Genomic DNA, 15,646 nt, shown 5'->3' on the forward strand with positions numbered 1-15,646 from the left:
TTAATATGATATAATAATTACCATAAATTATAACATATTAACATATCACTTACATTTAATCTTTCAGAATGGCGTAATATTGCGGGGTGATCCGGGAACAGTGTGGATGGGTTCATCTAAATATTTCGCATGTTTTTAACCAGAAGAAAGCTGCTGTTGGGCGGGATGCTGATTTCCAGTTTGACCGTTTCGGCGCAGAAAACCCCCAAAAAGTATCTTGAGCAATTTCGCCCCATTGCTGTTACCCTCTCCCAGGAAACCGGTGTGCCGGCCAGTGTCATTCTCGGCATCGCGATGCTGGAATCAGGCATGGGCACGAGCAAAAACGCCCGTTTGCTGAAAAATCATTTCGGGATCGTCGGAAAAAACAATCTCGCCAAGCGCGGCTTCACCTATCGCAGCATGTACCGCGAATACACCAGCGACTCCGCTTCTTACCGTCATTTTACGAAAGTGGTGATGAAAAAGAAGTGGTTCGTGGCCATGAAAGGAAACGACGATTATAATCAATGGCTCGACAAGCTGATCCGTTCCGGCTACTCCACTGCAGGGCAGGTTTGGGTGAGCAGGGTCCGGTCCATGATTAAAAAATACAAATTATATGAACTGGATGATGCAATGAAGCTCGCCAAACTGTAGATTTGCGACTGATTGCAGCGGGAAGACCGCTTATTTCGAATATGCCGACTTATGTCTTCCGGAAATAAACATCCCTATCCGCTTCTCATAACCATGGGCGCCATCGTGGGCCTGGCAGCGGTTTCGTTCCTGAAACCGGTGGTTTCAGCGGGTAATTACACCCTTCGTCCACTCGATATTTTCGCCGATCTGCGTACGCCCGCTCCCGTTACGGAAACGGTTGCCGATGCGGCCTTGCTCGCCGTGGCAGACACGGCCCGGGGAACGGATTCCCTGCACAAGGCGCCCCTGCCTCCGCGGGACTATCTCACTTACCCGGGAATTCTCGATTACGGCTATACGACGGGCGCCCCCGGCGCCGGGATGCACCATTTCGTGGAAGCCCTCCGCCAACTCCGCACCGGCTCCCGCAAGAAAGTACGCATCGCCTATTTCGGGGATTCCATGATCGAGGGAGACCTCATCACCCAGGACCTTCGCGACAGCCTCCAGGCATATTTCGGCGGAGAAGGCGTCGGGTTCGTGCCCGCCACTTCGGTCGTTTCCGGATTCCGGACCACCATCACGCACAGCTTTTCTCCCAACTGGACCGACTATCATTTCAAAAATTCCCCGCCCGCCGGCGTGGAGCTGGGTATTTCAGGGCATGCCTTCATACCCGCTCCCGAAAGCTGGGTCCGCTTCCAGCCCGTCAAACGGCAACGCCTCGACGAATTCGGCGAAGTGAGCCTGCTGTACGGAAAAGGCGCCGGACAGGTGAAGATCAACGACCAGCCAGCCAAACTGCAAGGCAATGGTAACCTCAACGCCTACTCGTTCCTTACCGATTCGGCCACCCGGTCCCTCACCTTCAAATTCGCCGGCGAGCAGAAGGTGCCCCTGTACGGCGTTTGCTTCGAAAGCGGGAACGGGATATTTCTCGATAATTTTTCTTTCCGCGGGATCAGCGGCATCGAGCTGGGAAAACTCAGCAGCGACATGTGGAAACAGGTACAGTCGGTCCGCCCGTACGACCTGATCGTGCTCCATTACGGTGCCAACGTGCTGTTCATGCCCGAAAACACGCGGTTCGACTGGTACGAGCGCCCCATGGAAAAAGTGGTGGATTCTTTGCGGAGATACTTCCCGCAGTCCAGCTTCCTCATCGTGGGCACGGCGGATAAATCGTACCGCAAGAACGGTAAATACGTGACGGCTCCCGGTGTGAAGGCGCTCCTGAAAGTGCAGCACCAGTTCGCCGAAGAAAACGGGATGGCTTACTGGAACCTCTATTCCGCCATGGGCGGAGACGGGGCGATGGCGCGCTGGGTAGAAGGCGAACAGGCGCTGGCGAATAAGGATTACACACACTTCAACTTCCGCGGGGCTTCCAAAGTAGGCGCCCTGCTGTATAAAGCGATCATGGATGAATTCAGGCAGGAAGCTATGTAGACGGGCGGTTGCCATGATGTTGCTGGCCGGCGGCTGGCTGGGCGCGCATGCCCAGAAGCTGATGAACGATACGGGGCTGTACCCCGTGTACCAGGCCCTCGATACCAGCACAAATGCCATATCCATGCTGCATTTGGGCGACTCCCACGTCCAGGCCGGCACTTACCCCGATGCGGTGCGGAAAGTGCTGCAAGACCAGTTCGGGTACGCTGGCCGGGGCTTCGTGTTCCCTTACAACCTGGCCGGCACCAACGGTCCGGACGGATATAAGTGGGGCAGCAATGTCCGCTGGAACGGCGAGCGGATGGTAGACCGTAATATCAGCGAATGGCCCGGGCCCGGCGGCATCATGCTTTCCCGGGAATCGGCACCGGCCACGGTCCAGTTTACGTCTGACAGTGCGATCCATTGGCTGCGGGTTTGGTATAAAGGAAATGATGTACCGGAAGTAACCGGCGGATGGGTGTTTGAAGGCGGAAAAGATGCGCCGGAGCGCGAAATACGCATCAAAGCGGATAGCGGTATGAAGGCCCTGGCGATACGTTTCCCAGGGATCAGCCGGTTTTACGGCGCTGTTGACGAGCGCTCAGCGAAAGGAATTAATTACAGTGCCATCGGCATCAACGGTGCCCAGTTTCAGCATTACAATCTTTTCGACGGCAGCGTAGCGGGTGCGGCGGGGATGTTGACGAAGCCGTTGCTCGTCATTCTTTCTTTAGGGACGAATGAAGCTTTCGGCGCAATTACGGCCGGCCAACTGAAAACGGAAATGGAAAAAACGGTGACCGCAGTGCGGGAATACGCGCCGGATGCAAAGTTTCTCTTCACCACACCGCCTTCCGGCATGATGAAAAAGCGATCTGTGGCTTACCGCCCGAAAGGCTCCAAGCGCACGAAGTACCGCACTAAATTCATCGCCGTGCCCCAGGCCGCAACGGTCCGCCAGGCCATCATCGATTTCTGCCGCGACGAAGGCCACGCCTATTGGGACCTCTTCGGCGAAATGCGGTCCGATAGCCGGTACACCCGCGCCTGGAGCCACGATCACGTCCACTTTAACGCAAACGGTTACCGCCTGCAGGGCGAACAGCTCGGAAAAGCTATCCTGCAGGGGTATCGTAGCTGGCAACAAACCATACGGAAAAACTGACGCATGTCCCTCGAAAACCTGTATTCCCTGCTCCTGTATAACGAAAAAACGCCGATACTTTTCAACAGCGGTTTTTTCCTGTTCTTCCTCGCGGCATTCCTGCTCTGCTACCAACTGGTGCGCAACAGCGAACGCGGACGCGTAGCCGTTTTCAGCTTCTTCAGCCTGTACTTTTTCTACCTCGCCTGCGGCAGCTACGTCCTGCTCGTCATCATCGCCGCCATCGTGGATTTTTACCTCAGCAACCGCATCCACCGCGAAACGAAAGACAGCGTCAGGAAAGGCTTGCTATGGTTCAGCGTGATCATCAACATCGGTCTGCTATTTTATTTCAAGTACACGAATTTCTTCATCACCTGCATCAACGACCTCGCCAACGGAAACATCCACCCCATCCAGGTTTTGCTGCCGATCGGGATTTCGTTTTATACTTTCGAGAACCTGAGTTACACGATAGACGTGTATCGCAGGGAAATCAAGCCGGTAGACAAGTTCATGGATTATCTTTTCTTCCTGTCGTTTTTCCCGAAACTGATGATGGGCCCCATCGTGCGCGCGGCGGATTTCATTCCGCAGATCCGCCGGCCGTACGTGCTGTCCAAAGAAGACGTGGGGAAAGGGATGTTCCTCATCATGAACGGGCTTTTCAAAAAGGTGGTCATTTCGGATTTCATTTACCAGCATTTCGTACAATATATTTTCGACGATCCCGCGCGCCACACCGGTATCGAATGCCTGTTGGGCGTTTACGGTTATGCGATGGTGATCTATTGCGACTTTTCCGGGTATTCCGACATGGCGATCGGGATTGCGCGGTGGACGGGGTTCGTCATCCCCCCGAACTTCGACAAGCCTTATCAAAGCAGTTCCATCACGGAGTTCTGGCGGAGATGGCATATTAGTTTGTCGAGCTGGCTGCGCGATTACGTCTACATTCCCCTGGGCGGCAACCGCAAGGGCAAGTTCCGGCAATATGTGAACCTGATGCTGACGATGCTCGTCGGCGGGTTCTGGCATGGTGCCAGCTGGAATTTTATATGCTGGGGAGGCGTGCACGGCGGGGCTTTGGCGGTCGATAAATTGTGGGCCGGCTGGCAGCAAAAACGGCAATGGCTACGGGCCACGCCTTTGCGTGCCGGGTTGTGGAAAGTTGGCGGTGTGCTGTTCACGTTCCACCTGGTTTGTTTCTGCTGGATATTTTTCAAGTCCGAAACATTCGCCGGGGCCTGGGAATTGCTGGGGCAGGTAACGGGGAATTTCCAGGGGCATTTGCTGGGCGAAGTACTGGCCGGATACCCTGAGGTTTTTATGTTGATGGGTTTAGGGTATTTGCTGCATTTTTTACCGTCAAAATGGGATGAAAAACTGTCGCTGGGCTTTTCCAACCTGCATTGGGCGGGAGCGGCGGCGGTGATGGTGCTGTTTATCTGGATGTTGAACGAGGTGAAGACGCAGGAGCCCATGATGCCGATATATTTACAGTTTTAACGGGTTTTGGGGTTACAGGGATTTAAAAATCAAAGTATATGCGTCTTTTTTCTCATGCGTATGCACAAACGTGATAATATTCGAGTAACTTTGCGACCTAACTTTTGTCATTCAAAGTATAATCTATGCGTACTGTTACACTGAGGAGAGTCGTAGTAACCGGGATGGGAGCCATCACGCCGATCGGTCTGGATGTAAACTCCTTCTGGGAAAACATGAAAGCCGGTAAGAGCGGCGCAGGCCCGATTACCCGGTTCGACACCACAGCATTCAAGACTAAATTCGCCTGTGAACTGAAAGGACTGGACATTGATGCATATATAGAGAAGAAGGAAGCGCGGAAGATGGATATGTTTACGCAGTATGCCATGATTGCCGCACAGCAGGCGATCGAGAACAGCGGCGTGAACCTGGAGACGGTGGACCGTAGCCGGTTTGGAGTGATCTGGGCGTCGGGGAACGGCGGAATGCAGACCTTCGAAGACCAGATTGTAGAATTCGCGCAAATGAATTTCGTTCCGAAGTTCAATCCGTTTTTCATTCCCCGTTTGATTTCCGACATCGCTGCCGGCCAGATCGCGATCAGGTACGGGTTGATGGGTATCAACTATTGCACCGTTTCTGCCTGCGCATCTTCCAACAGTGCGCTGGTAGACGCTTTCAACTATATCCGTCTCGGCAAGGCCAACATGATCGTGGCCGGTGGTTCCGAGAGCCCGGTAACACGCGCGGGCATCGCGGGTTTCAACGCTTTGAAGGCGCTGAGCACCCGTAACGACGATCCGCAGCATGCTTCCCGTCCGTTCGATAAAGACCGCGATGGTTTCGTAATGGGCGAAGGTGCGGGAGCGATCATTCTCGAAGATTACGACCATGCGATCGCACGCGGGGCTACGATCTACGGTGAAATGGTGGGCGGCGCCATGAGCTGCGACGCATACCACCTCACGGCTACGCATCCTGAAGGGCTTGGCGCGCAGCTGGGCATGAAAGAGGCGCTCGACGATGCGGGGCTTACGCTGACCGATGTGGATTACATTAATGCGCACGCTACTTCTACGCCGCTGGGCGACGTGAGCGAGCTGAAAGCGATCAAGACGCTGTTTGGCGAACATGCGAGCAAGCTGAACATCAGTGCAACGAAATCGATGACGGGGCACCTGTTGGGCGCTGCCGGTGCGATTGAGGCGATCGCCTGTATCATGGCGGTGAAAGAAGACATCGTTCCTCCGACGATCAATACGACCGAGTTGGGAGAAGATATCCCGGCGGGCCTGAACCTGACGCTGGGCGAGGCGCAAAAGCGTACGGTGAATGTGGCGCTGAGCAATACGTTTGGATTTGGCGGGCACAATGCCATTGCGGCTTTCGCGAAGTTCAAGGGCTAATACGCACGAACATAATTGACGATAAAAAGGGCGGAAATACAACTTCCGCCCTTTTAGTTTTTTACGCATTATCAAATCAAATATCCCAAATTCCCCTTCTTTTTGCTAAAATTTTTAGTATTTTTGTCTTCGTTAACCTTCCATCCGAATGCGATGTAGGCTGTTTTATCACAACTTGATTGATTTCCGATTTTTGCCATTGCCTGAGGGGCGGCTATGCTGTAATGCAGTATGGGCGGTTGTTCCGGGTAATTCCTGTAACGGGCTGTAAGTAGCCGTTGGTGTGCTGCGAGATGCGGGCGCCGAAGAAAAATAATGCAGGTGCGGGAGTGATGGCTGATGTTTGTTCGCGGCGAGGTTTCGTTGCGGGCTGGCAGTGTATTGCACACGAGGTAAAAGACAAACCCGGTACAGATGCTCCGGGAGCGCGGGGTGTTTCCCGGCGCGATGGTCTTGCGGCGGAAGCCCGGGGCCGGAGCGGGGGGACCGAAGCGCGGCTTTGTGGGCGGTTGTTCCGGCGTGGCGGGCTTCTCCAATAATCGGAAAGAAAGATAAAGCTGGATAAGGCATCCGGGCAAAGCGGCCGGGTAAAAGCAAAACAAAAACAAGTAATGAAACATTGTAAAACCCTGTTCGTGCTGGTAGCAGCTACCATTGTTATGTTGACATCGGGATGTGCCCGGCAGACGGTTCACCCGGTACCGATCCGTTATAATTTCCTGGATCAAATTCCGGACTACGATCCCATGTTGATGGACACTGAATGTTTGTCCGCACCCCATTCCGTTGTGCCCGATACCGCCCGTACGGCGGCTTTCGGGGCAGCGAAGTCGCACCCTGTCCCCATTTCGTACCGGTTCAGGGTCGAAGCGGGCCCGGACCGCGAGCCTCAATTGCCCGGCAACACCCCCGGTGGTGAATTGGCGGAGCCCGCTGTGATGGCGGGTTCTATAGTAACGATGCATCGCATCCATGCGCGAGCCTTCCAATTCAAACCGGATGTAACACCGGATCACGATCCCATGTTGCTGGGAACAAGCATGTCTCCGATCACGGAAGGGTATCTGGCGAAAACAAAGCCCGAACCGGGTAACAGGATGGATCAAAGGCATCCCTCCCCGGTACGTTACATCTTCCGGTTGGAGCACATCCCGGATTACGACCCCATGTTACAAATCACGGAATCCGTTGCCAACACGGGTATTCCCCGGCGAATCTCCACGCTGGCGGCTACTTCCGCTTCAGTGAAAAGTTATCGCTGAGCGGAAATCCCGATCGGCCGGGGGTGGCGCAGGGAAGTGGTCTCCCCGCCGCCGGAATGCCTCCGGTCATTTTTTTACGGCCTTTCAAAGTGTTATCAGTGCGAAGCGCCGATCTGGTAAGCGCCGGACAAATTCCGGCAGGAAAGTAAGCAAGCGGGCGCATCATCTGATGCGCCCGTTGTTTGTGTTCGAATGGGTTATGCGGGATTGGTCATGTGTTGATGTGGAGTTGCGCTCTCACTACATGCGGGCAGCGCAGATTTATTCACCGTGCGGCCAGGTGCAGTTGCACGATGTTCGAGGCATATTCCAGGCGCCCGCCCACCGGTTGGGACCTGGATGCAGGGTCGGGTTGGCCGCATGCCTGCAGGGTATGTAGAGATCCGGGATTCGGGTTAACAGCATTCATCCGAAAGAGATGCATAAAATGGACCGGCAAGCCGACCAGTAGTCTGCAGCCCTTCTCATATTTGATTTATTGATATTTATTTTTTCATTATATAATTGGGGAAACTCGGATTTTTCCATCCCTTGGTAAATGCGTAGTTTTATACCCTCAATTTGCGTTCGGGATCTAATATGGCAAAAAAGCAAAAAACAACGGAACAACCGGCTCCCATCGTGCACAGCGATGAAATGATCGAAGTTTACGGCGCCAGGGAACATAACCTGAAAAACCTGGATATCCGTATTCCGAAAAACAGTCTGGTCGTAATTACAGGCATCAGCGGCAGCGGCAAATCGTCGCTGGCGTTCGACACTATTTACGCCGAAGGTCAGCGCCGCTATATGGAAAGCTTCGGGGCCTACGCCCGCCAGTTTATTGGCGATATGGAACGCCCGGACGTAGACAAAATCACCGGCCTTTCCCCCGTTATTTCCATCGAGCAGAAAACGACCAACAAGAACCCCCGTTCCACCGTCGGCACCATCACCGAGATATACGACTTCCTGCGCCTGCTCTACGCCCGCGCCAGCGAAGCCTTCTCCTATAACACCGGCAAGCGCATGACCCGCTTCTCCGAAGAAGAGATCATGGCGCACATTTTTTCCCATTTCCCGAAAAAGAAACTGGTCATCCTCGCCCCCCTCGTCCGTGGCCGTAAAGGCCATTACCGCGAGCTTTTCGAACAGGTCCGCAAACAGGGATTCGTTAAAGTACGGGTAGACGGGGAAGTGATGGACCTCAAAGAAAGAATGCAGGTAGACCGGTACAAGATCCATGATATCGAACTGGTGATAGACCGCATCCAGGTGCAGGACGATGCCCGCGTCCGCATCAGCCAGAGCGTCCAGAAAGCGCTCCAGCTGGGCAAAGGGCTCATGTTCGTCATGGACCACGATTCCGGCAAACTTTCCCAGTACAGCCGGCAGCTGATGTGTGAAGACACGGGCATTTCCTACGAAGAACCATCGCCCAACACCTTCTCCTTCAACTCGCCCTACGGCGCCTGCCCCCGCTGCAAAGGCCTCGGCACCATTTACCAGATCAATATGGACGATGTGCTGCCCGACCGCAGCAAATCCATCAACGAGGGCGGCCTCGTGCCCCTCGGCGAAGCGCGCGACACTTTCACATTCAAGCAGGTACAGCAACTCGCCAAAAAATATAAATTCTCCCTTTCCGCACCCATTGAAAAAATCCCGGAAAACGCCCTCAACGTGCTCCTTTTCGGTGACGAGAACGGCAAACTGGAAGTGGACATGGGATTCGAGGAAAACGGTGCCCCGGAACCCTACGCCACGGAATACGAAGGCGTGGTAAATATGGTACGCCGGTATTTCAACGATACCTCTTCCGACTACGTGCGCAACTGGGCCGAAGGCTTCATGCAGCTTTCGGCTTGCCCGGAATGCAACGGCACCCGCCTCAAGAAGGAAAGCCTCATGTTCAGGGTGGACAGGAAAAATATTTCCGAGCTCGGTGAACTGAACCTCGCCAGCCTGGCAGTTTGGTTCAGCGATATCGAAAAACGCCTGAGCAACAAGCAGAACGTGATCGCCAAAGACGTGCTGAAGGAAATCCGCGAACGGCTCGGCTTCCTGCTGGACGTGGGCCTCACGTACCTCACGCTCAACCGTCCTACCCGCACGCTGTCCGGCGGCGAAAGCCAGCGTATCCGCCTGGCCACGCAGATCGGATCGCAGCTCATGGGCATCACTTATATCCTCGACGAGCCCAGCATCGGGCTGCATCAGCGAGACAATATGCGCCTCATCGACGCACTGCGCAACCTCAAGGAAATGGGGAACTCGGTGCTGGTGGTGGAACACGATAAAGACATCATGCTCCATGCAGACCACCTGATCGATATCGGTCCGGGTGCAGGCCTGCACGGCGGCCAGGTGGTAGCCCAGGGCACACCGGCCGAAATGCTGAAGCTGAAAACCGCCACGGCGGGATATCTGAACGGGATACACGAAATCGCCGTGCCCAAAGAGCGCCGCAAAGGCAATGGGAAGTTCCTGGAACTGAAAGGCGCATCCGGCAACAACCTCAAGAATGTCGGCATCAAACTGCCGCTCGGAACGTTCATCTGCGTGACCGGCGTTTCTGGCAGCGGCAAATCCACGCTCATCAACGAAACGCTATACCCGATCCTTTCCCGCCACGCCTACAACTCCAAACTGACGCCCATGCCGTATAAAAGCGTGAAAGGGCTGGAGGAACTGGACAAGGTGATCGAGATCGACCAGTCGCCCATCGGGCGCACTCCGCGCAGCAATCCGGCCACGTATTGCGGATTCTTCACTGAGATCAGGCAGCTTTTTGCCGCGGTGCCCGAAGCCAAGATCCGCGGGTACAACGCCGGCCGTTTCTCCTTCAACGTGAAAGGCGGCCGCTGCGACGTTTGCGAAGGCGCAGGCGTTCGGGTGATCGAAATGAACTTTTTGCCGGATGTGTACGTGCATTGCGAAAAATGTAACGGCCGCCGTTATAACCGCGAAACCCTCGAAATCCGCTATAAAGGCAAATCCATCAGCGATGTGCTGGACATGACCGTCGAGGAAGCCGTGGAATTCTTCCAGGCCGTGCCGTACCTTCATCGCAAAGTGAAGACCCTGCAAGACGTGGGCCTGGGATACATCACCCTGGGGCAATCGGCCGTAACCCTTTCGGGAGGCGAGGCGCAGCGTGTGAAAGTGGCGACCGAACTGTCGAAAAAGGATACCGGCAAAACCATTTATATCCTCGACGAGCCCACCACGGGCCTCCATTTCCAGGATATCCAGCTGCTGCTCAACGTGTTGAACAAACTGGTAGACCGGGGCAATACCGTGCTCGTCATCGAGCATAACCTCGATGTGGTGAAAGTGGCGGATTATGTGGTAGACCTCGGCCCCGAAGGCGGCGAAGGCGGCGGGCGCATCCTCGCCACCGGAACCCCGGAAGAAGTGAGCAAATGCAAGGAAAGCCATACCGCCTTATTTTTGAAGAAAGAACTCAAGCAATAGGCGAACCATGCCAACAGCCCGTTATATGAAATATCTGTTCCTGTTTCTTTGTTGCATGGCGGCACTTTCCGCGTGCGACGACGATACCAAGGTGTGCGATCAGGATACGCGTACCTTTGCCAACATCCGTTTCCGCTATCCCGTTCCCGGCAATCCCTCCCAGAATAAAGATACCGTGCTGCCCAAGGTAACGGTGTTTGCCCTGAACAAAGACAGCCTGATCCGGAAGCGTACCGGCCTCAGCGGCATGCAATTGCCGCTCGATCTGCATAACGATACGAGCCGGTTCTATTTTCAGTCAGACAGTACGGCGAAGGCCGATACGCTCACCTTCGCGTACAAACGCCAGCCGCACTTCGTGTCTGCCGGGTGCGGCGTGGTGATGTATTTCAACATCGACTCCGCCTGGTCTACGAAGCATGTCGTTAAATCCGTGCAGCTCAACGCCAAAAACATAACAACGATTAATGAAATTCACATTATCCTCCATTTTTAGCGCCTGCTTCCTGCTGATCGCCTGCTGTGCCGTTGCGCAGGACAAAGGTGCTGCCGCCCCGCAGGACAAAAAGAAGGATTCCGCGAAGGCCCTGGTGGTGGAAGTGCCGGCAGGGCTGCGTATCGGTACGGACCTTTCGCGCATTGCGATGCACTTTTTCCAACCCTATCGCACAGACGCCACCATTACCCTCGACGCCCGTTACCGCGACCGTATTTTCTTTGCATCGGATATTTCCTGGAACCGAACTTCGCATTCCGATACCTTGTACAATTACAAAGGCAACGGCATGGCGATCTCGCTCGGTGTGAATTACAACCTGTTGAAAAAGCAGGTGCCGAAGGAGAATTTCATGCTGTTCGCCGGGATGAAATACGGATTTGCGCTGTTCAATTACGAATTGCCGAATTACGAAGTGCCCGGCAGTTACTGGGGAGATTTCCGGGGCAGCCTGGCATCATCCACCAAAACCGCCCACTGGATCGAGGTGTCGGTAGGGATGAAAGTGGAAGTATTGAAGAATTTTTACCTCGGATGGAGCATCCAGGACCGGTTGCTGCTGACGAAGAAAATATCGAAAGGAGATTATCCGCCGATGGTGATCCCGGGTTTCGGCAAAGGCAACAAGGGCAATGTGTTTGATATGCAGTACACGGTCTCTTATTTGCTGCCAATGTGGAAAGTGAAGCAGAAAATGAGCCTTCCCTGATAAGTCGGAACGAAAGTTATACGTCCCCGGTTGCTGGTCAGCCGGGGACTTTTTTTGGCAATTTTTATGTTGATGGGAAATGCTGAATTAGGTTGGCTGGAGAAAGGGGAGGCATAATTGCGGGAATGCTGATTGAATGGGGAAGCAGTTGCCTTATTGGATGTCGTGGATGGAGCGGGGGACGGATGGATTTGAGGGATTTATGATTGAAAGGAAGATGAGGTTGCTTTTTATGGATGACGTGGATGGGGCAGGTGTGGGATGGATTTGAGGGTTGGAAGATTGAATAATGGGGGATTGGGTTTGGAGAGGCTTCCGTTTGCGGAATAGGGGTTCGCATAAAAAATCCCCGGTCCGACGGACCGGGGATTTGCATATATGCCTTAGCGATATTATCTGTTAAAGTCGCGTTCTTCACCGCTGTTACCTTTATCACGGTCGTACCCGCCGCGGTCTCCACCTCTGTCGAAGCCGCCACGGTCGCCACCGCGATCATAACCGCCACGGTCACCGCCGCCGGAGTATCCGCCGCGATCACCACCGCGATCGTATCCGCCGCCGCGGTCATATCCGCCACGGTCGCCACCGCCGCCATAACCGCCACGATCTCCGCCGCCGCCGTAACCACCGCGGTCTCCACCGCGATCGTAACCGCCGCCGCCGCGATCATAGCCGCCACCGCCGCCACGATTGCCGCCGTAACCGCCGCCGCCGCCACGGTTTCCACCGCCGCCATAGCCGCCGCCACCACGATTACCGCCGCCGTAGCCACCGCCGCCACGGTTGCCGCCGCCGCCGAAACGACCGCCGCCACCGCCGCCGAAGCGACCACCGCCTCCGCCGAAGCCACCGGGCCGGGGAGTTTTCTTCTCGATGCCCCAGAGATATCCTTCCTTGAAACGGATAATACCGCGGGGATCGGTGCTGAACTTGCCCCAGGCGAAACCGGAGCCCACTTCGCTGAAGCGCAGATCGCCCAGCATATAGTAATGGGGCAGGCGGCGCGCGAAGTCAGACAGTTCGGCATCTTCGGAATAACTGGCATCGTCGCGGCCAATCAGCCCGTCTTCCCGGTTCCAGATGTCGTTCACGACGATCTCGTGTACCAGGCCGATGTTCGATTTGCGCGGGTCTTTACCGTATTCGTGCAGCTGTTCGAGGAAACCCGTGAGGGAATCCGCCTGCTTCACGATCACAGCGGGAGAATGGCCAACGTAGAACACGCTGCCCCAGTCGCCCTCGGCATCCACGTCCACCACCCAGCTGTTGCCGTAGCCGTCGCCGGCGATACGGATAGAACGGGGGATCAGGTTCGGGATCTCGAATTCATTTACCGCATCGAAAGTAATGGCGTCCAGGCCGTAAAAGAGGAAACCGCTGGAAAAGGCCAGGAGTTCCCTGATCTCGTCCGGGATATAATTGGTGCGCAATTGATTGCCGATGTCGTCTATTTCGTCTTCGGAAAGCCCGGGGAACAATTCTACCGAGTATTCCTCTTTCTGTTGCGTATAATACTGCTCGTCCAGCATTTTACGCAGCTGTTCAAGTGGCGTCATTTTTTGAATTTATATATAATTATGCTCTAATCATTTCAATGTGGGGGATATTATCCTCCAAATACGTATCACTACACTGTACGAACCCCAAAGATTCATAAAATTTCTGTAAATATTGCTGTGCACTGATCTTAATAGCGATATTTCCCCATTTCTCCTGCACCGCAGCAATCGAAACGTTCATCAGCTCCCGCCCGAAACCATGATTTCTCGCAAACGAAGCTGTGACCACCCGGCCTATGGATGCCACGTCAAACTTGATGCCGGGCGCAAATATCCGGGTATAGGCTGCCAATCCGGCATCCGTGCTGCCCATAACGTGGAAAGCCCGCTGGTCGTAGTTGTCGGCATCCTGGTAGGCACACTGCTGCTCCACCACGAACACTTCGTTCCGCAGCCGCAGCACCTGGTACAATTCTTCGTTGCTCAACGCTTCGAACGACTTGATTTCCCACCTTATATCCATTATTATACCCTTTTTTGATAATTTTTCACGTTTGGGGGTTTGATTTCAGGGATAGAGTGCCGAAATTGGCCCCCGGAAACCATACAGCCTTTTCGAACATGAGCAGCCATTCTCTCCCATTCCTGTCGATGGACCGTATCACGGTCCGTAACCAGCAATACACCCTTCTGAAGGAATTCACCTGGCATGTCAACACCGGTGAGCACTGGGCGATAGTTGGCAGGAGCGGGGCCGGTAAGACCAGCCTCCTTCACACAATTATCGGCAAAAATAATGTGATCGGCGGGAGTATCCGACATTATTTTTATGAACGCTACCGGGAGACGCACCCCGTAGACGACCCTTACTTTAATTATCGCCGCCTCGTAGCCATGGTAGGGCATCACAACGATTTCAGGAACAAATCGAACATGCCGGATTTTTATTACCAGCAGCGTTTCAACTCGATGGACGCCGAAGACGCACCTACGGTCGACGAATACCTCGAAAACCGCTCGGACGCCCCCCTGCTGGCGCCCCTCAACATCGGGCCCCTTCGCCAAAAAGAGCTCATCAAACTCTCCAACGGCGAAACCCGCCGGGTCATGATCGCCCGGGCGCTCCTGCGCCAGCCGGAGCTCCTGCTGCTCGATAATCCCTTCATCGGCCTCGATGTAGCCACCCGCCAGGCCTTCCACGGCATCGTAGACCACCTGGCCGCGTCGGGCGTGGCCGTGGTGCTCGTTACCACCCCGCAGGAAATCCCCTCCGCCATCACCCACGTCCTCGAACTCGACGGTGGCCGCATCGCCGGCTCCTGGACGCGCGCCGAATACCTGGCGCAATACCGCCCGGAAGCCCCGGAATCCGCCGCAACCGCCATGGACGCGGGGCTCGTTGCATCTCTCACCGAATCCGCCCCGAAATACGATTTCACCTCGATCGTGCAAATGGAGAACATCCATGTGAAATATGGTGAGAACGTTATCCTCGATGGCATCGGCTGGCACGTCCGCCCCGGCGAGAAATGGGCGCTACTCGGACCGAACGGTTCCGGAAAAAGCACGCTCCTCAGCCTCATCACGGCCGATAACCCACAGTCGTATGCCAACCGCATCGTCCTGTTCGACCGCAAAAGAGGCAGCGGGGAAAGCATCTGGGACATCAAACGGAAGATCGGTTTCGTATCCCCCGAACTGCACCAGTATTTCAAATCCGACGCCACCTGCCTGCAAGTTGCCGCCTCGGGGTTCTATGACACCATCGGCTACATGCGCCCCGCCACCCCCGAACAACTGGAAACCGCCGGGAAATGGCTGCAGGTACTGGAAAGTGCGAATTATGCCGGGGAGCTTTTCAAGAACGTGCCCGCCGGCATCCAGCGGCTCGTACTGCTGGCCCGCGCCCTCGTCAAAAATCCGCCGCTGCTCATCTTCGACGAACCTACCCAGGGTTTGGACGACCATCAGCGAAATCACTTCAAAAAAATCATAGAAATGCTCTGCGAACATATGGACGTGACCATGATTTACGTTACGCATTATGAAGAAGAGCTGCCCGCACCCGTGAACCGCTTTTTGCGCATCCGCAGCGGGAAAATGATATAAATCCGATACCTTTAGTCCA

General features: G+C 54.8%; 12 protein-coding genes. 10 read left to right on the top strand and 2 right to left on the bottom strand.

Translation table 11 applies throughout. The annotated features are described in order from the left end of the window. Window positions 1-129: 129 nt before the first annotated feature. The 9 genes from EJ361_RS07285 (at window position 130) to EJ361_RS07325 (ending at window position 12,019) form a co-directional block, all read left to right on the top strand. Window positions 130-639 (top strand): glucosaminidase domain-containing protein, encoded by a 510-nt coding sequence (locus EJ361_RS07285; protein ID WP_126244835.1) that lies wholly within the window; start codon window positions 130-132, stop codon window positions 637-639. Window positions 640-690: 51 nt separating this feature from the next. After that, a complete protein-coding gene (locus tag EJ361_RS07290) occupies window positions 691-2,070 on the top strand; it encodes an SGNH/GDSL hydrolase family protein (protein ID WP_126244836.1) in 1,380 nt (459 codons plus the stop codon). A 13-nt stretch (window positions 2,071-2,083) separates the two neighbouring features. Further along, window positions 2,084-3,220, top strand: a complete 1,137-nt coding sequence (locus EJ361_RS07295; RefSeq protein ID WP_164714121.1) for a GDSL-type esterase/lipase family protein — start codon at window positions 2,084-2,086, stop codon at window positions 3,218-3,220. 3 nt (window positions 3,221-3,223) lie between these two features. After that, window positions 3,224-4,708 carry an MBOAT family O-acyltransferase gene (locus EJ361_RS07300; RefSeq protein WP_126244838.1) on the top strand — a complete coding sequence of 495 codons (1,485 nt, stop codon included), beginning with the start codon at window positions 3,224-3,226 and terminating at the stop codon, window positions 4,706-4,708. Between the two features lie 125 nt (window positions 4,709-4,833). Beyond that, entirely contained in the window at window positions 4,834-6,096 is a 1,263-nt protein-coding gene (fabF, locus tag EJ361_RS07305; protein WP_126244839.1) for a beta-ketoacyl-ACP synthase II, read from the top strand. Between the two features lie 611 nt (window positions 6,097-6,707). Beyond that, window positions 6,708-7,358, top strand: coding sequence for a hypothetical protein (locus tag EJ361_RS07310; RefSeq protein WP_126244840.1), 651 nt, complete (start codon window positions 6,708-6,710; stop codon window positions 7,356-7,358). 579 nt (window positions 7,359-7,937) lie between these two features. Next, entirely contained in the window at window positions 7,938-10,814 is a 2,877-nt protein-coding gene (uvrA, locus tag EJ361_RS07315) for an excinuclease ABC subunit UvrA (RefSeq protein ID WP_126244841.1), read from the top strand. A gap of 25 nt (window positions 10,815-10,839) precedes the next feature. After that, complete coding sequence (locus tag EJ361_RS07320; RefSeq protein WP_126244842.1) at window positions 10,840-11,310, top strand: DUF6452 family protein; 471 nt, start codon at window positions 10,840-10,842, stop codon at window positions 11,308-11,310. Continuing rightward, entirely contained in the window at window positions 11,282-12,019 is a 738-nt protein-coding gene (locus EJ361_RS07325; RefSeq protein WP_126244843.1) for a DUF6048 family protein, read from the top strand. Before EJ361_RS07320 ends, EJ361_RS07325 begins: the two co-directional genes overlap by 29 nt. A gap of 392 nt (window positions 12,020-12,411) precedes the next feature. Here the strand turns inward: EJ361_RS07325 and EJ361_RS25565 are convergent, their stop codons facing one another. Continuing rightward, the gene (locus EJ361_RS25565) at window positions 12,412-13,575 is read right to left on the bottom strand and encodes an SMI1/KNR4 family protein (RefSeq protein ID WP_164714122.1); all 1,164 of its coding nucleotides are present in this window, start codon (window positions 13,573-13,575) and stop codon (window positions 12,412-12,414) included. A gap of 19 nt (window positions 13,576-13,594) precedes the next feature. Further along, on the bottom strand, window positions 13,595-14,041 hold the full coding sequence (locus tag EJ361_RS07340) for a GNAT family N-acetyltransferase (protein WP_126244844.1): 447 nt from the start codon (window positions 14,039-14,041) through the stop codon (window positions 13,595-13,597). A 98-nt stretch (window positions 14,042-14,139) separates the two neighbouring features. Between EJ361_RS07340 and EJ361_RS07345 the strand changes: the two genes are divergently transcribed. Next, window positions 14,140-15,627 (top strand): ATP-binding cassette domain-containing protein, encoded by a 1,488-nt coding sequence (locus EJ361_RS07345; RefSeq protein ID WP_126244845.1) that lies wholly within the window; start codon window positions 14,140-14,142, stop codon window positions 15,625-15,627. Window positions 15,628-15,646 lie beyond the last annotated feature (19 nt).

Source organism: Chitinophaga rhizosphaerae (assembly GCF_003958645.1).
Classification (GTDB): domain Bacteria; phylum Bacteroidota; class Bacteroidia; order Chitinophagales; family Chitinophagaceae; genus Chitinophaga; species Chitinophaga rhizosphaerae.